We start from the raw sequence: 17,984 nt of genomic DNA, 5'->3' as shown, positions 1-17,984 counted from the left end.
AAGAAGAAGTAATGACTACACCTGATTTCAGGATGATTATTGTAAGAAAGGGGGATAACTATGCCTCGTAAAGGTCCCGTAGCAAAAAGAGACGTATTGCCTGACCCGATATATAACTCCAAGCTGGTCACCCGTCTGGTAAACCGCATTATGATCGATGGCAAGAAGGGCACTGCCCAAACCATTCTGTATAATGCGTTTAACCTGATTAAGGAGCGCACCAGCAAGGAACCCATGGAGGTTTTTGAACAAGCTATCAAAAACATCATGCCGGTTCTGGAAGTTAAAGCTCGCCGTGTAGGTGGCGCTAACTATCAAGTGCCGATCGAAGTGAAGCCGGAACGCCGTACTTCCTTGGGTCTGCGCTGGTTGGTGAACTACTCTCGTCTTCGTGGTGAGAAGACCATGGAAGAGCGTCTGGCTGCTGAAATTATCGACGCCAGCAACAACACCGGTGCTTCCGTTAAGAAGCGTGAAGACACTCACAAGATGGCGGAAGCCAACAAAGCCTTCGCACACTACCGCTGGTAGGATATACACCATAATAAGAGGATTCGAAAGGAGATCATACTATGGCAAGAGAGTTCTCCTTGAAGGATACGCGTAACATCGGGATTATGGCGCATATCGATGCAGGCAAGACTACCACAACCGAACGTATTCTGTTCTACACCGGTCGTACACACAAGATCGGTGAAGTGCACGAAGGCGCGGCCACCATGGACTGGATGGAGCAGGAGCAAGAGCGCGGCATTACGATTACGTCTGCCGCGACTACCTGCCAGTGGAAGGGTCACCGCATCAATATTATCGACACCCCGGGTCACGTTGACTTCACGGTTGAGGTTGAACGTTCCCTTCGTGTTCTCGACGGTGCAGTAGGTGTGTTCAGCGCCAAGGAAGGCGTTGAACCCCAATCCGAAACCGTATGGAGACAAGCGGACCGTTATGGAGTACCGCGTATCGCATACATCAACAAAATGGATATCATCGGTGCGGACTTTTTGGCCGTCATCGAGCAAATGCGCGATCGTCTTCGTGCAAATGCTGTAGCTATCCAATTGCCTATCGGCGCTGAGGCTGATTTTATCGGCATTATCGATCTGGTAGAGCAAGTGGCTTACATGTATAAGGACGATCTGGGCAAGGACATCGAGAAGGTTGAGATTCCTGCCGAGTATGTCGAGAAGGCTGCCCAACTCCGTTTGGAACTGGTAGAGAAAGTGGCTGAGCTTGATGAAGAGCTCACCATGAAGTACCTTGAAGGCGAAGAAATCACCGTTCCGGAAATCAAAGCTGCACTGCGCAAGGGCGTATGTGAAGTGAAGATCTATCCGGTAATCGTTGGTTCCTCCTATAAAAACAAAGGTGTTCAGCTGATGCTGGATGCTGTTGTTGATTACCTGCCCGCTCCTATCGACGTACCGGATATCAAGGGTACGCTGGAAGACGGAACAGAAGCAACCCGTAAATCCTCTGACGAAGAGCCGTTTTCCGCTTTGGCGTTCAAGATTGCCACCGACCCTTATGTGGGCCGTCTGACCTTCTTCCGCGTTTATTCCGGATCTCTGAACTCCGGCTCCTACGTGCTGAATTCCACCAAGAACAAACGTGAGCGCATCGGCCGTATTCTGCAGATGCATGCGAACAGCCGTCAGGAAATCAGCATCGTATATGCAGGTGATATTGCAGCTGCTGTTGGTCTGAAGGACACCATCACCGGTGACACCCTGTCCGACGAGAAACACCCGGTTATTCTGGAGTCCATGAACTTCCCGGATCCGGTTATCTCCATCGCGGTAGAGCCGAAAACCAAAGCCGACCAAGACAAGATGGGCGTTGCCCTGTCCAAGCTGGCTGAGGAAGATCCGACCTTCCGTTATTACACCGATGAAGAAACGAATCAAACGATCATCCAAGGTATGGGCGAGCTCCACCTTGAAATCATCGTTGACCGTATGCTTCGCGAATTCAGAGTAGAAACCAACGTGGGCAAGCCCCAAGTTGCCTACCGCGAAACTTTCCGTGCTACCGCCAAGGTGGAAGGCAAGTTCGTTCGCCAATCCGGCGGCCGTGGACAATATGGCCACTGCTGGATCGAATTCCAACCGCTTGAAGCAGGCTCCGGCTTTGTCTTCGAGAACAAGGTTGTCGGTGGCGTAGTGCCGAGAGAGTACATCGGTCCTGTACAAGCAGGTATTGAAGAATCCATGAAGAACGGCGTATTGGCAGGCTTCCCGCTGGTAGACATCAAGGCTACCATCTTCGACGGTTCCTACCATGATGTTGACTCCAACGAAATGGCCTTTAAGATTGCCGGCTCCATGGCTCTGAAAGCCGCTAAGGACAAGTGTAACCCGGTTCTTCTGGAGCCGATCATGAAGGTAGAAGTTACCGTGCCGGAAGAATACATGGGCGACGTTATGGGCGACTTGAACTCCCGTCGTGGCCGCATCGAGGGTATGGATGCCCGTGCAGGTGCACAAATCATCCGTGCCAAGGTGCCGCTGTCCGAGATGTTTGGTTACTCCACAACTCTGCGCTCCCGTACCCAAGGCCGTGGCGTATACTCCATGGAAATTTCTCACTATGAAGAAGTGCCGAAGTCGATCAGCGAAGAAATCATCGCGAAGAACAAAGGCGCATAAGCAACTTAATTTTAAATTTTAAGGAGGAGAACAACAAATGGGTAAGGCAAAATTCGAACGTAATAAACCCCACGTTAATATCGGTACTATCGGTCACGTTGACCATGGTAAAACCACTCTGACTGCTGCCATCACAACCGTTCTTTCTAAGAAATACGGTGGTGCTGCTATAGCATTCGACCAAATCGACAAGGCTCCTGAAGAGCGCGAGCGCGGTATCACCATCTCCACCGCCCACGTTGAATATGAAACTCCGAACCGTCACTATGCTCACGTTGACTGCCCTGGACATGCTGACTATGTTAAGAACATGATCACTGGTGCAGCTCAAATGGACGGCGCTATCCTGGTTGTATCCGCAGCTGACGGCCCGATGCCGCAAACTCGCGAGCACATCCTTCTGTCCCGCCAAGTAGGCGTTAACTACATCGTCGTGTTCTTGAACAAATGCGACATGGTTGAAGACGAAGAATTGCTTGAGCTGGTTGAAATGGAAGTTCGTGACCTTCTGAATGAGTATGAATTCCCGGGCGATGACACTCCGATCATCCGTGGCGCTGCTCGTCCTGCTCTGGAAGATCCGAATGGCGAATGGGCTCAAAAGATCATCGAGCTGTTCGAACAAGTTGATACCTACATCCCGACTCCGGTTCGCGAAACCGACAAGCCTTTCCTTATGCCTGTCGAGGACGTGTTCACCATCACTGGCCGCGGAACTGTTGCTACCGGCCGTGTAGAACGTGGTCTGGTTAAGGTTGGCGACGAAATCGAAATCATCGGCCTGAACGAAGAAAGCAAGAAGTGCGTAGTAACCGGCGTAGAAATGTTCCGTAAGCTGTTGGATCAAGCTCAAGCCGGCGACAACATCGGCGCCTTGCTGCGTGGTGTTGACCGTAAGGAAATCGAGCGCGGCCAAATCCTGGCTAAGCCGGGTTCCGTTAAACCCCACACTAACTTCAACGCTCAAATCTACGTTCTGACCAAAGAAGAAGGTGGCCGTCATAAGCCTTTCTTCACTGGTTACCGTCCGCAGTTCTACTTCCGGACAACTGACGTAACTGGCGTTATCACTCTGCCGGAAGGCACTGAAATGGTTATGCCTGGCGACAACATCACTGTTGCTGTTGAACTGATTGCCCCTATCGCTATCGAAGAAGGCACCAAGTTCACCATCCGTGAAGGCGGCCGTACTGTAGGCGCCGGCGCTGTTGCTACCATCTCCAAGTAATAAATAACGTCCAAGCAATTGGACGGTTTAGCGAAAAGCCCTCATCCGCTGACGCGGTGAGGGCTTTTTAAAATTAGTTTTAAAAATTCCTTGCTTTTGTCTACGGATTTTTATATAATAGTGAACGTTGGTCTGACGTTGCGATGATGCGGGAGGTTGCTGATACACCCGGCTCCTTTGCCATGGAGTAGGTGTTCAGGGGATTTTCGCGGAGTATGTCCGATACTAAATTGGGCGATAGAAGGAGGGACTTATATGGCAAAGCAAAAGATTCGTATTCGTTTGAAGGCGTACGATCACAGAATCCTGGATCAATCCGCTGAGAAGATTGTGGAAACAGCCAAGCGTTCCGGTGCAGGTGTTTCCGGACCGATTCCGCTTCCGACAGAGAAGCAAATTGTGACCATTCTTCGTGCGGTTCACAAGTACAAGGATTCTCGCGAGCAATTCGAGATGCGCACACACAAGCGCTTGATCGATATCGTGAACCCGACGCCGCAAACCGTTGACGCACTGATGCGTCTGGATCTGCCGTCCGGTGTGGACATCGAAATCAAGCTCTAATACATGAGTTTCTTCTATATAGAAGAAACAACTTACGAATGAAAGAAAAGAGGTGTCAACATGAAAGGTATCTTAGGGAAAAAGCTGGGCATGACTCAAGTATTTACTCCGGAAGGATTGGTACATGCTGTTACCGTTGTCGAGATCGGTTCCTGCGTTGTTCTGCAGAAGAAGGATCAAGACAATGACGGTTATGAAGCCATCCAGCTGGGTTATGCGGATAAGAAAAATCCGAACAAGCCAGAACAAGGCCATGCTGCCAAGGCTGGTGCAACACCTAAGCGCTACATGAAGGAAATTCGCGGTGTTGACCTGGCGGCTTACGAAGTAGGCCAAGAGATCAAGGCTGACATCTTCGCTGAAGGCGAATATGTTGACGTAACCGGCATTTCCAAGGGCAAGGGTTTCCAAGGCACAATTAAGCGTTGGGGACAATCCACAGGTCCGATGTCTCACGGCTCCGGCTACCATCGCGGACATGGCTCTAACGCCATTATCCGTACTGCTAACCGTGTACCGAAGGGCAAGCACCTGCCGGGCCACATGGGTCACGAAACCATCACCATCCAAAAGCTGCAAATCATCCGTGTTGATGTTGAGCGCAACGTGCTGCTCATCAAAGGCTCCGTACCGGGACCCAACAAAGGATATGTAACCGTAAAATCCACTGTAAAGAATTAAGATCGGCAGAAAGGAGGAAATCAGATGCCTAAAGTGGCTGTGTATAACATTAGCGGAGCTCAGGTTGGAGAAGTTGAACTGAGCGAAACCGTTTTTGGAATTGAACCTAATACCCATGTGCTTCATGAAGCAGTTGTGATGCAGCAAGCATCCCTGCGTCAAGGCACTCATAAAGTGAAGACCCGTGCGGAAGTTCGCGGCGGTGGTCGCAAACCTTGGAAGCAAAAAGGAACCGGCCGTGCCCGTCAAGGCTCCATCCGCTCCCCTCAATGGAAAGGCGGCGGCATTGTGTTTGGCCCGACTCCCCGGAGCTACGGCTACAAGCTGCCTAAGAAAGTACGTCGTCTGGCGATCAAATCCGCCTTGTCCTCCAAGGTTTTGGACAACGACATCATCGTGCTGGATCAACTGAGCCTGGCACAACCGAAAACCAAGGAATTTGCGGCTATTCTGAAGAACCTGAATGTAGACCGCAAGGCTTTGGTCGTAACTACCGCTTTTGATGAGAATGTGGCTTTGTCCACACGTAACATCCCTGGCGTGAAGTTCCTGTCTGCCGAAGGTCTGAACGTTCTGGACGTTCTGGTATATGACAAGCTGATTATCACCAAGGAAGCTGTTTCCAAGGTTGAGGAGGTGTTCGCGTAATGAAAAGCGTATATGACGTGATTAAACGCCCGGTCATTACCGAGCGCACCACTGATATGATGGCTTCCAAGCGGTATGTGTTCGAAGTGGATCTCCGCGCGAACAAAACCGAAATCAAGAAGGCTGTGGAAGCAATCTTCAAGGTGAAGGTGTCCAAAGTGAACACTCTTCGCATGCCTGCCAAGCCGAAGCGCTATGGCAAGTACTCCGGCTATACTTCCGAATGGAAGAAAGCCGTAGTTCAACTGAGCCCTGAAAGCAAAGAACTGGAGTTCTTTGAATCCGTATAAAGACAATCCTGTAAGTAAGGAGGGAAATCCAAGTGCCTATCAAAACGTATAAGCCAACGTCTCCTGCACGTCGTGCGATGTCCGTGTCCACTTTTGAGGAAATCACGGCATCCAAACCGGAGAAATCGTTGCTTGCTCCCCTGTCCAAAAAGGCAGGCCGTAATAACCAAGGTAAAATCACTGTCCGTCACCATGGCGGTGGACATAAGCAAAAGTACCGGATTATCGACTTCAAACGGAACAAGGATGGCATACCCGGCAAAGTTGCTACAATCGAGTATGATCCGAACCGTTCCGCTAACATCGCCCTGATCCACTATGTGGATGGTGAGAAGCGCTATATCCTGGCTCCCAAGGGTTTGAAGGTTGGAGATCAAATCTTCTCCGGTCCTGAATCCGACATCAAGGTGGGCAACGCTCTTCCGATGGAAAACATTCCGGTCGGTACAGTTATCCACAATATCGAAATGAAGCCCGGCAAAGGCGGCCAGCTGGTTCGCGCAGCAGGTGTTGAAGCCCAGCTTCTCGGTAAGGAAGAAAAGTACGTAACCGTTCGTCTGGCTTCCGGCGAAGTTCGCAAGTTCCTGAAGAACTGCCGCGCAACCATCGGTTCCGTAGGTAATGAAGACCACGAGCTGATCAGCATCGGTAAAGCCGGTCGTTCCCGTCATTTGGGCAAGCGTCCTGAAGTCCGCGGTGTTGTAATGAACCCGAACGATCACCCGCACGGTGGTGGTGAAGGTCGCGCTCCGATCGGCCGCAAGTCTCCTATGTCTCCTTGGGGCAAGCCGACTTTGGGCTACAAGACTCGCAAGAAGAAGAACGCATCCGACAAGTACATTGTCCGCCGCCGCAAGTAATTGCCTGGCGCATAATTATACGGGAGCTCCTCCAAAAGTATTCGAACTTGGCTTCAGAGCTTGGCGTCACTTTTGGGGGAACAGTTTGAGAAGGGAGGATAAACAATGGGACGCAGTTTGAAAAAAGGGCCTTTTATTGACGGCTACCTGCTGAAAAAGGTTGAGGTTCTGAATGAATCCAGCAAGAAGGTGGTTATCAAGACCTGGTCGCGCCGTTCGACGATTTTCCCGCAATTTATCGGCCACACTTTCGCAGTGTACGACGGAAGAAAGCATGTGCCGGTGTATGTTACGGAAGATATGGTAGGACATAAGCTTGGCGAATTTGCTCCGACCCGTACTTACAAAGGACACGGCGACGACGACAAGAAAACCGGCAAGCGTTAATCGGCTTTGTGCCGCCGCTCTGGCGGCCTGAGAGATAAGTTTACCGAAGAGTTTTGAGAGGAGGTACTGACATGCAACAAGCAACCGCACATGCAAGACATGTTCGTCTGGCTCCCCGTAAAGTGCAGCTGGTTCTGGATCTGATCCGCGGCAAGCAAGTGGGCGACGCTATTGCGATTCTGCGGCATACACCGAAATCGTCTTCTCCGGTGGTGGAGAAGCTTCTGAATTCCGCGATTGCCAATGCGGAGAATAATTTCTCCCTGGACCCGAACAAGCTGGTTATCAGCCAAGCATTCGCGAACCAAGGTCCGACTTTGAAACGCTTCCGTCCCCGCGCACAAGGACGTGCTAGCAGCATCCATAAACGCACCAGCCACATTACCATCGTGGTATCTGAGAAATAAGGAGGGATAACGAATGGGTCAGAAAGTAAATCCGGTAGGACTTCGGGTTGGCATTATCCGTGATTGGGAGTCCAAATGGTACGCAGGCAAGGAATTCGGCACTCTGCTCATGGAAGACGTGAAGATCCGTGAGTACCTGAAGCAAAAGCTGAAGGATTCCGCCGTTTCTCATATCGAAATCGAACGGGCTGCCAATCGTGTGAACGTGACAATCCATACTGCTAAGCCTGGCATGGTAATCGGCAAGGGCGGCGCAGAAGTGGAAGCCATCCGTCAACATATTTCCAAGCTGTCCGGCAAGAAAGTACACATCAACATCTCCGAAATCAAGAACCCTGAACTGGATGCCATTCTGGTAGCTGAAAGCATCGCGCAACAGCTGGAACGTCGTGTATCCTTCCGTCGCGCTATGAAGCAAGCCATCCAACGCACTATGCGTGCTGGCGCTAAGGGAATCAAGACCGGAGTTAGCGGCCGTCTGGGCGGAGCTGAAATTGCTCGTTCCGAAGGTTACAGCGAAGGTACAGTACCGCTTCATACACTGCGTGCGGACATCGACTACGGCACAGCAGAAGCACACACCACTTACGGACGGATCGGCGTTAAAGTCTGGATCTACCGCGGTGAAGTTCTTCCTGTTGCCAAGAAGAAGGCTGTTCAGGAAGGAGGAAACTAATCATGTTAGTACCTAAGCGCGTCAAACACCGCAAGGAACACCGCGGTTCCATGAAGGGCCGTGCTAAAGGCGGCACTGAAGTTGCATTCGGCGAATACGGTCTGCAGGCTCTTGAGCCGGCATGGGTAACCAACCGTCAAATCGAAGCTGCCCGTATTGCCATGACTCGTTACATCAAGCGGGGCGGTAAGGTATGGATTAAGATCTTCCCTTCCAAGCCGGTTACCCAAAAGCCTCTGGAAGTTCGGATGGGTTCTGGTAAAGGTAACGTAGAAAAATGGGTATGCGTCGTTAAACCTGGTAAGATCCTGTTTGAATTGGCGGGTGTTAGCGAAGAAATCGCTCGTGAAGCTATGCGCCTTGCCGCTCACAAGCTGCCTATCAAAACGAAGTTTGTGAAACGCGAAGAATTGGGTGGTGAAGCAAATGAAAGCTAATGAATTTCGCAACTTAACCACTGCAGAGCTTGAACAAAAGGTCTCCGGCTTCAAAGAGGAGCTCTTTAACCTCCGTTTTCAACTGGCTACCGGCCAACTGGATAACCCGTCTCAGATTCAGAAAGTGCGCAAAGACATCGCCCGTGCAAAAACTGTTTTGCGTGAAAGAGAACTGGGGATCATCAGCTAATTTATCCGGGAGAAGAAAGGAGGAAATAGGGCATGGCAGAGCGTAATGAACGCAAAGTACAGATCGGTAAGGTCGTAAGCGACAAGATGGAAAAAACGATCGTTGTAGCGGTCGAAACTTATAAAAAGCATGACCTGTACCACAAGCGCATCAAGTACACCAAAAAATTCAAGGCTCATGACGAAAACAACGAAGCCAAGATCGGTGACACTGTCAAGATCATGGAAACTCGCCCGCTCTCCAAGGACAAGAACTGGAGACTGGTAGAAATCGTCGAGAAGGCCGTTATCATCTAAGCCAGAAACATAAATCCGAAAGGAGGAGACACGAATGATTCAACCATTTACACGTTTGAAAGTGGCCGATAATTCCGGAGCCAAGCAGCTGATGTGCATCCGCGTGCTGGGAGGAACAGGCCGCCGCGTTGGACATATCGGCGATCTCATCATCTGCTCCGTCAAAGAAGCAACACCCGGTGGCGTTGTCAAAAAGGGTGATGTGGTTAAGGCAGTTATCGTCCGCACCAAAAGATCTACCCGCCGTAAGGACGGTTCCTATATCACGTTCGACGAGAATGCAGCTGTAATCGTTAAGGATGACAAGAGCCCCCGCGGCACTCGTATCTTTGGCCCAGTTGCCCGTGAACTTCGGGACAAGGACTTCATGAAGATTGTATCCTTGGCACCGGAAGTTATCTAATCGACACGCATCATTCCACCCACCAGGAGGTGTAAATCAATGCCAAGACTGAAGAAAATCAAAGAATCCCACAACAATAAGCTGCATGTGAAGAAGGATGATACAGTCATCGTCATCACAGGTAAAGATAAAGGCAAAAAAGGCCGCATCATCGCTGCTTATCCCCGGGAAAACCGCGTACTGGTTGAAGGGGTTAACATGGTGAAGAAGCACTCCAAGCCTACTCAGCAAAATCCTCAAGGCGGAATTCTGGATCAAGAAGCTCCGATTCACGTGTCTAACGTGATGCTGGTGGATCCGAAAACCAACAAGCCTACCCGCGTAGGATACAAGGTCCTGGAAAACGGACAAAAGGTTCGCGTAGCCAAGAAATCCGGAGAAGTTATCGACAAATAAAACGGCCGGAAAGGAGGTCCATAAAGCATGACTGCAAGAATGAAGGATCGTTATCTGAATGAAATCACTCCTGCTCTGATGCAGAAGTTCAACTATACCACTGTTATGCAAGTCCCGAAAGTTGAGAAGATTGTTATCAACATGGGCGTAGGCGAAGCAGTTGGCAACTCTAAGATCTTGGACGTGGCTGTGGATGAATTGCAGCGCATCGCCGGTCAAAAACCGGTTGTCACCCGGGCTAAGAAATCCATCGCAGGCTTCAAGCTCCGCGAAGGTATGCCTATCGGTGCCAAGGTAACTCTGCGTGGCGAGCGCATGTACCACTTCATGGACAAACTGTTCAATGTAGCCCTGCCCCGCGTACGCGACTTCCGTGGCGTAAGCAACAAAGCCTTTGACGGCCGCGGCAACTACACCCTTGGCCTCAAGGACCAATTGATTTTCCCTGAAATCGAGTATGATAAAGTCGATAAAATCCGTGGTATGGACATTGTTGTTGTAACCACTGCAAAGTCTGACGAAGAAGCACGTGAATTATTAACCCAGCTGGGTATGCCGTTTGTGAAGTAACGGCCCCGAGGCTGCCGGAGGTGGAAAAAGAATGGCAAAAACTTCGATGAAGATTAAGCAGCAGCGTGCACCGAAATTCAAGGTTCAAGCCTATACCCGCTGCGAGCGCTGCGGCCGTCCCCATTCCGTACTGCGCAAGTTCAAGATTTGCCGGATTTGTTTCCGCGAATTAGCATACAAAGGCCAGATTCCTGGCGTGAAGAAGGCTAGCTGGTAATTACCCCACTATTGGGAAGGAGGTTCGCAAACACATGGTTATGTCCGATCCTATTGCTGATATGCTTACCCGTATCCGCAACGCCAACACTGTCCGTCACGAAACCGTTGAGATCCCGGCTTCCACCATCAAGAAGGAAATCGCCGAGATTTTGAAGAAAGAAGGTTTCATCCGTGACGCTGAATATATCGAAGATAACAAGCAGGGGATTATCCGTGTTTTCCTGAAATACGGCCCCAACAACGAGCGTGTTATCTCCGGCCTGAAGCGAATCAGCAAACCGGGTCTTCGCGTTTATACCAAGAGCACTGAAATCCCGCGCGTTCTGGGCGGTCTTGGTATCGCGATTATCTCTACATCCAAAGGCATCATGACTGACAAGGATGCTCGTCAGTCCAAAGCCGGCGGCGAAGTAATCTGCTACGTTTGGTAATTAAGCACGAACAAGAATGGAGGTGTCACCATGTCTCGTATTGGTCGCAAACCAATCGTTATCCCCAATGGAGTTACGGTTACTTTGGACAATACCCTGATTACCGTTAACGGTCCTAAAGGTACCCTGTCCCGTCAAGTCCATAAGGATATGAAAATAAATGTAGAAGCAAGTGAAATTACAGTGGAGCGTCCCAGCGACAACAAGCTTCACCGCTCCCTGCACGGTACTACCCGCAGCGTGGTTGCCAACATGGTATCCGGCGTTACGGAAGGCTACAGCAAGAACCTGGAACTGGTTGGCGTCGGTTACCGTGCCAACAAGACCGGCAACAAGCTGGTGCTGAACGTAGGCTATTCCCACCCTGTCGAAATTACTCCGGAAAACGGCATCGAGTTCGACGTTCCTGCCCAAAACAAGATTACCGTTAAGGGCATTGACAAGGAACTGGTTGGCGCAACTGCAGCCAAGATCCGTGAAGTCCGTCTGCCTGAGCCTTACAAAGGCAAAGGTATCAAGTACGAAGGCGAACGCATCCTGCGTAAGGAAGGCAAAGCCGGTAAGAAAAAATAATGCCGCGGCATAAGCCCGGTTTAGCAGTTTTCTTGCAAGCAAGCTGAAGGGAGTGAACCATAAGGATGATTACCAAAGGCGATAAAAACCAAGCCCGTCTGAAGCGCCACCTGCGTGTGCGCAAGAAGATTGAAGGCACAACTGAGCGTCCCCGCCTCAACATATTCCGTTCCGCCAAGCATATTTATGCTCAAGTCATTGACGATGCAAAGGGTGTAACCCTGGTATCCGCCTCTACTGTAGAGAAGGAATCCGGTATCGCAAACGGCGGCAACATTGAAGCAGCCAAGCAAATCGGAGCTTTGATCGCACAACGTGCCAAGGAAAAGGGTGTCGAGAAGGTCGTATTCGACCGCAGCGGTTACCTGTACCACGGACGTGTTCAAGCGTTGGCCGATGCAGCTCGTGAAGCTGGTCTTGATTTTTAATAAAAGGAGGTTAGTAACTTGCGCGTAGATCCTAATACGTTAGAACTGAAAGATAAAACGGTCCACATCAACCGTGTTGCCAAGGTTGTTAAGGGCGGACGCCGTTTCAGCTTCAGTGCGCTGGTTGTTGTCGGCGACGGCAACGGCTGGGTCGGAGCTGGTATCGGCAAAGCATCTGAAGTTGGCGATGCCATCAAAAAAGGCATTGATGACGCCAAGAAGAACCTGGTTTACGTTCCTCTGGTTAAAACAACGATTCCTCACCTGGTTATCGGTAAGTTCGGCGCAGGACGTGTGCTCCTGAAGCCGGCCAGCGAAGGTACCGGTGTGATTGCAGGCGGTCCGGTTCGTGCAGTACTGGAATTGGCGGGCGTTGGCGATATCCTCACCAAATCCCTGGGTTCTTCCAACTCCATCAATATGGTCAACGCTACAATCGAAGGCCTTCAACGCCTTAAGAAAGCCGAGGATGTTGCAAAACTCCGTGGCAAAACTGTAGCTGAGCTGTTAGGTTAAGGAGGAATAACCATGGCAAAGCAACTGCAAGTAACCCTGAAGAAGAGCCTGATTGGCCGTCCGGAAAACCAACGGGTTACCGTTCGCACTCTGGGCTTGCGCAAGACAAACTCTTCCGCTATTCACCAGGACAACGCTGCAATCCGCGGCATGATTGCCAAGGTCAGCCATCTGGTTGAAGTTGTGGAAGTTGACGCATAACTTGATGTACGTAATGATTTACAGATAAAAGATAAATGAATAGGAGGTGCACAAACGATGAAGTTACATGAACTTTCTCCTGCTCCTGGGTCCAAACATCCGAAAAAACGTGTTGGTCGCGGTATCGGTAGCGGCATGGGCAAAACCGCAACCCGCGGTTCTAAAGGTCAGTGGGCTCGGTCCGGCGGCGGCGTTCGTCCTGGATTTGAGGGCGGTCAAAACCCGTTGTTCCGTCGTTTGCCTAAGCGTGGATTCAAAAACTTCAATCGCGTGGAATACGCAATTGTGAACTTGGAGGATCTGAACCGGTTCGCAGCAGGTACCGTGGTGACTCCGGAATCCCTTAAGGAAACCGGCGTTGTGAAAAACCAAAAGGATGGCATTAAGATCCTGGGCAACGGTGAGCTGACTGTTAGCTTGACAGTAAAAGCGAATAAGTTCTCCCAATCTGCGGTAGAGAAGATCACGGCTGCCGGCGGTACATCCGAGGTGATTTGATGTTTAAAACCATTTCCAACATCATGAAAGTAGACGACCTCCGTAGACGGATTTTATTCACTCTGGCCGTTTTGATCGTCTACCGTATTGGCGCTTTTATTCCGGTGCCCAATATCAATACTGACGTTCTGTCGGCCACAGACCAGCAGAATGCCGATATTTTCGGGATGATGAACATCTTCTCGGGTGGCGCGCTCTTCCAGTTCTCTATTTTCGCAATGGGGATCATGCCTTACATTACAGCTTCGATCATCGTGCAGCTCTTGTCTATGGACGTGGTGCCGATCCTGGCTCAATGGGCCAAGGAAGGCGAAGCTGGCCGGAAGAAGTCCACTCAAATTACAAGGTACGGAACCGTTGTTTTAGGGATGATTCAAGCCTTTGGTATGTCCATCGGTTTCAACAACTATTTCAGCGGTCTTGTGATTGATCCGAGCTTCACAACCTATCTGATGATTGCGATTGTGTTGACTGCGGGTACGGCTTTCCTGATGTGGTTAGGGGAACAAATCACGGAGAATGGAATCGGCAACGGTATCTCCATCATCATCTTTGCGGGGATTGTCGCATCGTTCCCATCCAATGCACAGCAGATTTACCTGAAGATGTTCAAAGATGCCGGTGATGCCTTGTTCTTCAACATCATCAAGCTGATCCTGCTTCTGGTTGCCATCCTGGTGATTGTGGTAGGCGTTATCTTTGTTCAACAGGGCGTTCGCAAAATTCCGGTTCAGTATGCCAAACGGGTAGTCGGACGCAAGATGTACGGCGGTCAATCGACCCACCTTCCCCTGAAGGTGAATGCCGCGGGAGTTATCCCGGTCATCTTCGCCTCCTCCCTTCTGTATTTCCCCTCCACCATTGCTCAATTTTGGAGAGGTAATGCAGTAGCCGACTGGATTATGCAACACTTCACCTACCAGCGTCCGCTTGGTATGGTTTTGTTTGTTCTCATGATCATCGGGTTTACGTTCTTCTACACTTTTGTGCAGTTTAACCCGGTGCAAATGGCTGACAATATGAAGAAGAATGGCGGATATATCCCTGGCGTGCGTCCGGGCAAAACAACGGCCACTTACCTGACCCGCGTTATGACCCGCATCACATTGTCCGGTGCGATTTTCCTGTCGCTCATCTCCTTGCTTCCCGTAGTGTTGTCCAACCTGGCGGATCTGCCGAACTCCGTTCGGATCGGCGGTACATCGCTGCTTATCGTGGTCGGCGTTGGTCTCGATACCATGAAGCAGATTGAAAGCCAGCTGATCAAACGCCACTACAAGGGCTTCATCAACAAGTAACAGACGGGAAGATATAAAGGATCGGCGAAAATCAGCGACTGGTTTTTGTCGATCTCCTTCGGGGGAGGTAAGCGAGGCATGAACATTCTGTTTATGGGTCCTCCCGGAGCCGGTAAAGGGACCCAAGCTGAGTACATCGTTAATGAATTTCACATTCCGCATATTTCGACAGGGGATGCGTTTCGGGCAGCGATGAGTCAAGGCACACCGATGGGTGTGGAAGCAAAAGGCTATGTGGATAAGGGACTGTTGGTACCGGATGAGATCACAAACGGAATTGTGCGTGAACGCTTGGCCCAACCGGACTGCAATGCCGGCTTTCTGCTTGATGGCTTTCCCCGGACTCTTCAGCAAGCTGAGAGCCTTGATGGGATGATGACTGAGCTGGAGAAGAAAATCGATGTGGTTTTCAATCTGGTGGTAGACCGCAGCCTGCTGTTGGCCCGTCTGACCGGACGGCGCATCTGCAAATCCTGTGGAGCAACCTATCATGTCATGTTCAACCCGCCGCAACACGAAGGTGTTTGCGACAAGTGCTCCGGTGAGCTCTACCAGCGCTCCGATGATACAGAGGAAAAAGTCGGTACCAGGCTTGACGAATACTCGAGCAAAACCGCACCGCTTCTGGATTACTACCGGAACAAAGGGGTCCTGAAAGAAGTTAACGGTGAACAGGACATCCAACTGGTTACCGCGGAAATCAGCTCCATACTGCGAGGTCTTGGCGAATGATCATCTGCAAGTCCGAGAGCGAATTGCTCATCATGCGGGAAGCCGGGCGCATTGTTGCCGAAACGCATCAAGTGCTGGCCAAGGCGATCCGCCCGGGCGTAACGACCAAACAGTTGGATCAGATCGCAGAAGAGTACATTCGCAGCAGGGATGCAATACCATCCTTCAAAGGCTATGGCGGTTTTCCCGGCAGCATCTGTGCTTCGGTCAACGAAGAGCTGGTACATGGGATTCCCGGTGACCGGGTCTTAAACGAAGGCGACATTATCAGCTTGGATATAGGGGCGGAATATAAAGGCTATCACGGCGATTCGGCTTGGACTTATCCCGTTGGGGATATTTCAGCGGAGGCCCAAAAGCTTCTGGAGGTTACGGAAAAGTCCTTGTATCAAGGACTGGAACTGATCAAACCGGATGTTCGTCTTTATACGGTTTCACATGCAATACAGAAATGTATCGAAGGTGAAGGGTTTTCCGTGGTACGGGAGTATGTCGGACACGGAATCGGCCGGAAGCTGCACGAAGAACCCCAGATTCCCAATTACGGCAGTCCGGACAGGGGGCCGCGTCTCAAAGCAGGCATGGTGTTGGCCATCGAGCCGATGGTCAATGCAGGCGAACGCTTCGTTCGCACCCTGGAGGATAATTGGACGGTCGTGACGGTAGATGGAGCGTTATGCGCGCACTTTGAACATACGGTTGCGGTTACGGCGGATGGCTACGAAATCCTTACTATGTTGTAGGTGAGAATCGTGGAAATCGCAAAAGTTCCCCAACTCGGCCAAATTGTCAAAATTCTGCGAGGACGGGACAGCGGCGACTTTGCTGTCATTGTTGGTCTCGTCGACCAGCGGAGCGTGCTGATTGCAGATGGTCGGACCCGCAAGTTCGATCACCCGAAGAAGAAAAACCTGCTTCACCTGGAGCTGCAGAATGAAACCAGCGACATTGTCGTCAACAGTTTAATGGAAACGGGACGGGTAACCAACGGCAAGCTGCGTCATGCGCTGGCCAAGTACCTCCCTTCCTAACCAAGACGGAAGCTCGAAGCGAAAGGAGAATCACCCGTGGCCAAAGAAGATGTTATTGAAGTGGAAGGAACGGTCATCGAGCCGCTTCCCAATGCGATGTTTAAAGTAGAGTTGGAAAACGGTCATAAGATATTGGCCCATGTGTCCGGCAAAATCCGGATGCACTTTATCCGAATCCTGCCGGGCGACAAGGTGACAGTGGAACTGTCCCCCTATGACCTGACCAGAGGCCGGATTACGTACCGTTACAAATAAATGGCTGGAACATTGAAGTAAGTTTCGTCTTGGACGAAACTTCGTGTATGCTTACGAAGTAAGTTTTGCTTACGCAAAACTCTTAGGAGGGTTTACCATGAAAGTTAGACCGTCGGTGAAGCCGATCTGCGAAAAATGCAAGGTCATCAAGCGTAAAGGCAATGTCATGGTGATCTGCGAAAATCCGAAGCACAAGCAAAAACAAGGATAAAAAGGAGGTTGTGTCTCTAACATGGCCCGTATATCTGGTGTAGACTTGCCGCGCGACAAGCGCGTGGAAATTGGACTGACGTACATTTTCGGAATTGGCAAAGCCACTTCCCAAAAGATTATTGCTGCTACCGGTATTAGCCCGGACACCCGTATCCGCGATCTGACTGAAGATGAAGTCAGCAAACTCCGCGAATACATCGACCACAACATCAAGGTGGAAGGCGATCTGCGCCGTGAGGTTTCCCTCAGCATTAAGCGTTTGATCGAAATTGGCTGCTACCGCGGTGTTCGTCACCGTCGCGGCCTGCCTGTTCGTGGTCAACGTACCAAAACAAACGCTCGTACGCGCAAGGGTCCTCGCCGTACTGTAGCGAACAAGAAGAAGTAAGAAGGAGGGATAACCCGCAATGGCAAAGCCTAAATCCAAAGTCGTTCGTACCAAACGCCGCGACCGGAAAAACATCGAGTCCGGTGTTGCCCATATCCGCTCCACCTTCAACAACACCATTGTTACCATCACCGATCCCCACGGAAACGCAATTTCCTGGGCATCTGCCGGTAACCTGGGCTTCAAAGGCTCTCGTAAGAGCACTCCGTTTGCCGCTCAAATGGCAGCTGAGTCCGCTGCGAAGAGCGCAATGGAGCATGGTATGAAAGCAGTTGAAGTTATGGTTAAGGGTCCTGGTGCAGGCCGCGAAGCAGCTATCCGCTCTTTGCAGGCTGCAGGTCTTGAAGTTAACCTGATCAAGGACGTAACCCCGATTCCCCATAACGGTTGCCGCCCGCCTAAACGTCGCCGCGTATAATCAAGCTGGTACAGTGGTATAAAACTTTCAAACATGTGAATAATGTTTGGAAGGGATAGGCATACTACTTGATTTATGGTGCATAATCGTATCCAGACGGAA

32 protein-coding genes are annotated in these 17,984 nt (G+C 50.7%); all 32 read left to right on the top strand.

The genetic code is table 11. The annotated features are described in order from the left end of the window. The first annotated feature begins 60 nt into the window (after positions 1–60). Positions 61–531: a 30S ribosomal protein S7 gene (gene rpsG / locus ACI1P1_RS29095; RefSeq protein ID WP_416220096.1), complete on the top strand. Its 471-nt coding sequence runs from the start codon at positions 61–63 to the stop codon at positions 529–531. A 41-nt stretch (positions 532–572) separates the two neighbouring features. Continuing rightward, the gene (fusA, locus tag ACI1P1_RS29090) at positions 573–2,648 is read left to right on the top strand and encodes an elongation factor G (protein ID WP_416220095.1); all 2,076 of its coding nucleotides are present in this window, start codon (positions 573–575) and stop codon (positions 2,646–2,648) included. Between the two features lie 37 nt (positions 2,649–2,685). Next, a complete protein-coding gene (gene tuf, locus ACI1P1_RS29085; RefSeq protein WP_416220094.1) occupies positions 2,686–3,876 on the top strand; it encodes an elongation factor Tu in 1,191 nt (396 codons plus the stop codon). Between the two features lie 255 nt (positions 3,877–4,131). Then, complete coding sequence (gene rpsJ, locus ACI1P1_RS29080) at positions 4,132–4,440, top strand: 30S ribosomal protein S10 (protein ID WP_416220093.1); 309 nt, start codon at positions 4,132–4,134, stop codon at positions 4,438–4,440. Positions 4,441–4,500: 60 nt separating this feature from the next. Continuing rightward, entirely contained in the window at positions 4,501–5,121 is a 621-nt protein-coding gene (rplC, locus tag ACI1P1_RS29075; protein WP_416220092.1) for a 50S ribosomal protein L3, read from the top strand. A gap of 24 nt (positions 5,122–5,145) precedes the next feature. Then, positions 5,146–5,769: a 50S ribosomal protein L4 gene (rplD, locus tag ACI1P1_RS29070; protein ID WP_416220091.1), complete on the top strand. Its 624-nt coding sequence runs from the start codon at positions 5,146–5,148 to the stop codon at positions 5,767–5,769. Next, positions 5,769–6,059 carry a 50S ribosomal protein L23 gene (gene rplW, locus ACI1P1_RS29065; protein ID WP_416220090.1) on the top strand — a complete coding sequence of 97 codons (291 nt, stop codon included), beginning with the start codon at positions 5,769–5,771 and terminating at the stop codon, positions 6,057–6,059. Before rplD ends, rplW begins: the two co-directional genes overlap by 1 nt. A gap of 32 nt (positions 6,060–6,091) precedes the next feature. Further along, entirely contained in the window at positions 6,092–6,919 is an 828-nt protein-coding gene (gene rplB / locus ACI1P1_RS29060; RefSeq protein ID WP_416220089.1) for a 50S ribosomal protein L2, read from the top strand. A 105-nt stretch (positions 6,920–7,024) separates the two neighbouring features. Then, a complete protein-coding gene (rpsS, locus tag ACI1P1_RS29055; protein ID WP_416220088.1) occupies positions 7,025–7,306 on the top strand; it encodes a 30S ribosomal protein S19 in 282 nt (93 codons plus the stop codon). 71 nt (positions 7,307–7,377) lie between these two features. After that, positions 7,378–7,713: a 50S ribosomal protein L22 gene (gene rplV / locus ACI1P1_RS29050; protein ID WP_113022657.1), complete on the top strand. Its 336-nt coding sequence runs from the start codon at positions 7,378–7,380 to the stop codon at positions 7,711–7,713. Between the two features lie 13 nt (positions 7,714–7,726). Then, positions 7,727–8,389, top strand: a complete 663-nt coding sequence (rpsC, locus tag ACI1P1_RS29045) for a 30S ribosomal protein S3 (RefSeq protein ID WP_416220087.1) — start codon at positions 7,727–7,729, stop codon at positions 8,387–8,389. Positions 8,390–8,391: 2 nt separating this feature from the next. After that, positions 8,392–8,826 carry a 50S ribosomal protein L16 gene (gene rplP, locus ACI1P1_RS29040; protein WP_416220086.1) on the top strand — a complete coding sequence of 145 codons (435 nt, stop codon included), beginning with the start codon at positions 8,392–8,394 and terminating at the stop codon, positions 8,824–8,826. Beyond that, positions 8,816–9,016 (top strand): 50S ribosomal protein L29, encoded by a 201-nt coding sequence (rpmC, locus tag ACI1P1_RS29035; protein WP_113022654.1) that lies wholly within the window; start codon positions 8,816–8,818, stop codon positions 9,014–9,016. Before rplP ends, rpmC begins: the two co-directional genes overlap by 11 nt. 32 nt (positions 9,017–9,048) lie before the next feature. Beyond that, positions 9,049–9,312, top strand: coding sequence for a 30S ribosomal protein S17 (rpsQ, locus tag ACI1P1_RS29030; protein WP_113022653.1), 264 nt, complete (start codon positions 9,049–9,051; stop codon positions 9,310–9,312). Between the two features lie 34 nt (positions 9,313–9,346). Beyond that, on the top strand, positions 9,347–9,715 hold the full coding sequence (rplN, locus tag ACI1P1_RS29025) for a 50S ribosomal protein L14 (protein WP_416220085.1): 369 nt from the start codon (positions 9,347–9,349) through the stop codon (positions 9,713–9,715). Positions 9,716–9,754: 39 nt separating this feature from the next. After that, positions 9,755–10,111 (top strand): 50S ribosomal protein L24, encoded by a 357-nt coding sequence (gene rplX, locus ACI1P1_RS29020; protein ID WP_113022651.1) that lies wholly within the window; start codon positions 9,755–9,757, stop codon positions 10,109–10,111. Between the two features lie 27 nt (positions 10,112–10,138). After that, positions 10,139–10,681, top strand: a complete 543-nt coding sequence (gene rplE / locus ACI1P1_RS29015) for a 50S ribosomal protein L5 (protein ID WP_416220084.1) — start codon at positions 10,139–10,141, stop codon at positions 10,679–10,681. 31 nt (positions 10,682–10,712) lie between these two features. Then, the gene (locus ACI1P1_RS29010) at positions 10,713–10,898 is read left to right on the top strand and encodes a type Z 30S ribosomal protein S14 (RefSeq protein WP_113022649.1); all 186 of its coding nucleotides are present in this window, start codon (positions 10,713–10,715) and stop codon (positions 10,896–10,898) included. 34 nt (positions 10,899–10,932) lie between these two features. Continuing rightward, a complete protein-coding gene (gene rpsH, locus ACI1P1_RS29005; protein ID WP_113022648.1) occupies positions 10,933–11,331 on the top strand; it encodes a 30S ribosomal protein S8 in 399 nt (132 codons plus the stop codon). Positions 11,332–11,361: 30 nt separating this feature from the next. Continuing rightward, entirely contained in the window at positions 11,362–11,904 is a 543-nt protein-coding gene (rplF, locus tag ACI1P1_RS29000) for a 50S ribosomal protein L6 (RefSeq protein WP_416220083.1), read from the top strand. A gap of 65 nt (positions 11,905–11,969) precedes the next feature. Then, the gene (gene rplR / locus ACI1P1_RS28995; RefSeq protein WP_416220082.1) at positions 11,970–12,332 is read left to right on the top strand and encodes a 50S ribosomal protein L18; all 363 of its coding nucleotides are present in this window, start codon (positions 11,970–11,972) and stop codon (positions 12,330–12,332) included. An 18-nt stretch (positions 12,333–12,350) separates the two neighbouring features. After that, positions 12,351–12,848 carry a 30S ribosomal protein S5 gene (gene rpsE / locus ACI1P1_RS28990; RefSeq protein WP_416220081.1) on the top strand — a complete coding sequence of 166 codons (498 nt, stop codon included), beginning with the start codon at positions 12,351–12,353 and terminating at the stop codon, positions 12,846–12,848. A 12-nt stretch (positions 12,849–12,860) separates the two neighbouring features. Further along, a complete protein-coding gene (gene rpmD / locus ACI1P1_RS28985) occupies positions 12,861–13,049 on the top strand; it encodes a 50S ribosomal protein L30 (RefSeq protein WP_416220080.1) in 189 nt (62 codons plus the stop codon). Positions 13,050–13,106: 57 nt separating this feature from the next. Beyond that, complete coding sequence (rplO, locus tag ACI1P1_RS28980) at positions 13,107–13,547, top strand: 50S ribosomal protein L15 (RefSeq protein ID WP_416220079.1); 441 nt, start codon at positions 13,107–13,109, stop codon at positions 13,545–13,547. Continuing rightward, complete coding sequence (secY, locus tag ACI1P1_RS28975; protein WP_416220078.1) at positions 13,547–14,845, top strand: preprotein translocase subunit SecY; 1,299 nt, start codon at positions 13,547–13,549, stop codon at positions 14,843–14,845. Before rplO ends, secY begins: the two co-directional genes overlap by 1 nt. A 78-nt stretch (positions 14,846–14,923) precedes the next feature. Then, positions 14,924–15,577, top strand: a complete 654-nt coding sequence (locus ACI1P1_RS28970) for an adenylate kinase (protein ID WP_416220077.1) — start codon at positions 14,924–14,926, stop codon at positions 15,575–15,577. Then, complete coding sequence (gene map, locus ACI1P1_RS28965; RefSeq protein ID WP_416220076.1) at positions 15,574–16,320, top strand: type I methionyl aminopeptidase; 747 nt, start codon at positions 15,574–15,576, stop codon at positions 16,318–16,320. The genes ACI1P1_RS28970 and map overlap by 4 nt, the downstream gene beginning before the upstream one ends. Positions 16,321–16,329: 9 nt before the next feature. Further along, entirely contained in the window at positions 16,330–16,608 is a 279-nt protein-coding gene (locus ACI1P1_RS28960) for a hypothetical protein (RefSeq protein WP_416220075.1), read from the top strand. 36 nt (positions 16,609–16,644) lie between these two features. Then, a complete protein-coding gene (gene infA, locus ACI1P1_RS28955) occupies positions 16,645–16,863 on the top strand; it encodes a translation initiation factor IF-1 (protein WP_010279644.1) in 219 nt (72 codons plus the stop codon). A 97-nt stretch (positions 16,864–16,960) separates the two neighbouring features. Then, positions 16,961–17,074 (top strand): 50S ribosomal protein L36, encoded by a 114-nt coding sequence (rpmJ, locus tag ACI1P1_RS28950; RefSeq protein ID WP_023388342.1) that lies wholly within the window; start codon positions 16,961–16,963, stop codon positions 17,072–17,074. A gap of 21 nt (positions 17,075–17,095) precedes the next feature. Further along, entirely contained in the window at positions 17,096–17,464 is a 369-nt protein-coding gene (rpsM, locus tag ACI1P1_RS28945; RefSeq protein WP_416220074.1) for a 30S ribosomal protein S13, read from the top strand. A 19-nt stretch (positions 17,465–17,483) separates the two neighbouring features. Further along, positions 17,484–17,882 (top strand): 30S ribosomal protein S11, encoded by a 399-nt coding sequence (gene rpsK, locus ACI1P1_RS28940; RefSeq protein WP_113022637.1) that lies wholly within the window; start codon positions 17,484–17,486, stop codon positions 17,880–17,882. The last annotated feature ends 102 nt before the right edge of the window (positions 17,883–17,984 follow it).

The organism is Paenibacillus mesotrionivorans (genome assembly GCF_046098205.1).
GTDB classification, from domain to species: Bacteria; Bacillota; Bacilli; order Paenibacillales; family NBRC-103111; genus Paenibacillus_AR; species Paenibacillus_AR mesotrionivorans.
The sequence above is the reverse complement of the archived record's forward strand: the minus strand, read 5'-3'. Positions and strand labels throughout refer to the sequence as shown.

Excerpts from the sequence above, each read along its gene's own strand:
- ACI1P1_RS28970 (WP_416220077.1), top strand. The coding sequence starts at position 14,924 with ATGAACATTCTGTTTATGGGTCCTCCCGGAGCCGGTAAAGGGACCCAA.
- rplO (WP_416220079.1), top strand. The coding sequence starts at position 13,107 with ATGAAGTTACATGAACTTTCTCCTGCTCCTGGGTCCAAACATCCGAAA.
- rplW (WP_416220090.1), top strand. The coding sequence starts at position 5,769 with ATGAAAAGCGTATATGACGTGATTAAACGCCCGGTCATTACCGAGCGC.
- rplX (WP_113022651.1), top strand. The coding sequence starts at position 9,755 with ATGCCAAGACTGAAGAAAATCAAAGAATCCCACAACAATAAGCTGCAT.
- rpmJ (WP_023388342.1), top strand. The coding sequence starts at position 16,961 with ATGAAAGTTAGACCGTCGGTGAAGCCGATCTGCGAAAAATGCAAGGTC.
- rplE (WP_416220084.1), top strand. The coding sequence starts at position 10,139 with ATGACTGCAAGAATGAAGGATCGTTATCTGAATGAAATCACTCCTGCT.
- rplV (WP_113022657.1), top strand. The coding sequence starts at position 7,378 with ATGCAACAAGCAACCGCACATGCAAGACATGTTCGTCTGGCTCCCCGT.
- rplC (WP_416220092.1), top strand. The coding sequence starts at position 4,501 with ATGAAAGGTATCTTAGGGAAAAAGCTGGGCATGACTCAAGTATTTACT.
- rpmD (WP_416220080.1), top strand. The coding sequence starts at position 12,861 with ATGGCAAAGCAACTGCAAGTAACCCTGAAGAAGAGCCTGATTGGCCGT.
- fusA (WP_416220095.1), top strand. The coding sequence starts at position 573 with ATGGCAAGAGAGTTCTCCTTGAAGGATACGCGTAACATCGGGATTATG.
- rplP (WP_416220086.1), top strand. The coding sequence starts at position 8,392 with ATGTTAGTACCTAAGCGCGTCAAACACCGCAAGGAACACCGCGGTTCC.
- rpsK (WP_113022637.1), top strand. The coding sequence starts at position 17,484 with ATGGCAAAGCCTAAATCCAAAGTCGTTCGTACCAAACGCCGCGACCGG.
- rpmC (WP_113022654.1), top strand. The coding sequence starts at position 8,816 with ATGAAAGCTAATGAATTTCGCAACTTAACCACTGCAGAGCTTGAACAA.
- rpsQ (WP_113022653.1), top strand. The coding sequence starts at position 9,049 with ATGGCAGAGCGTAATGAACGCAAAGTACAGATCGGTAAGGTCGTAAGC.
- rpsG (WP_416220096.1), top strand. The coding sequence starts at position 61 with ATGCCTCGTAAAGGTCCCGTAGCAAAAAGAGACGTATTGCCTGACCCG.
- ACI1P1_RS29010 (WP_113022649.1), top strand. The coding sequence starts at position 10,713 with ATGGCAAAAACTTCGATGAAGATTAAGCAGCAGCGTGCACCGAAATTC.
- rplR (WP_416220082.1), top strand. The coding sequence starts at position 11,970 with ATGATTACCAAAGGCGATAAAAACCAAGCCCGTCTGAAGCGCCACCTG.
- rpsM (WP_416220074.1), top strand. The coding sequence starts at position 17,096 with ATGGCCCGTATATCTGGTGTAGACTTGCCGCGCGACAAGCGCGTGGAA.
- rplN (WP_416220085.1), top strand. The coding sequence starts at position 9,347 with ATGATTCAACCATTTACACGTTTGAAAGTGGCCGATAATTCCGGAGCC.
- rplD (WP_416220091.1), top strand. The coding sequence starts at position 5,146 with ATGCCTAAAGTGGCTGTGTATAACATTAGCGGAGCTCAGGTTGGAGAA.
- secY (WP_416220078.1), top strand. The coding sequence starts at position 13,547 with ATGTTTAAAACCATTTCCAACATCATGAAAGTAGACGACCTCCGTAGA.
- tuf (WP_416220094.1), top strand. The coding sequence starts at position 2,686 with ATGGGTAAGGCAAAATTCGAACGTAATAAACCCCACGTTAATATCGGT.
- map (WP_416220076.1), top strand. The coding sequence starts at position 15,574 with ATGATCATCTGCAAGTCCGAGAGCGAATTGCTCATCATGCGGGAAGCC.
- rplF (WP_416220083.1), top strand. The coding sequence starts at position 11,362 with ATGTCTCGTATTGGTCGCAAACCAATCGTTATCCCCAATGGAGTTACG.
- rpsS (WP_416220088.1), top strand. The coding sequence starts at position 7,025 with ATGGGACGCAGTTTGAAAAAAGGGCCTTTTATTGACGGCTACCTGCTG.
- rpsC (WP_416220087.1), top strand. The coding sequence starts at position 7,727 with ATGGGTCAGAAAGTAAATCCGGTAGGACTTCGGGTTGGCATTATCCGT.
- rpsH (WP_113022648.1), top strand. The coding sequence starts at position 10,933 with ATGGTTATGTCCGATCCTATTGCTGATATGCTTACCCGTATCCGCAAC.
- rpsJ (WP_416220093.1), top strand. The coding sequence starts at position 4,132 with ATGGCAAAGCAAAAGATTCGTATTCGTTTGAAGGCGTACGATCACAGA.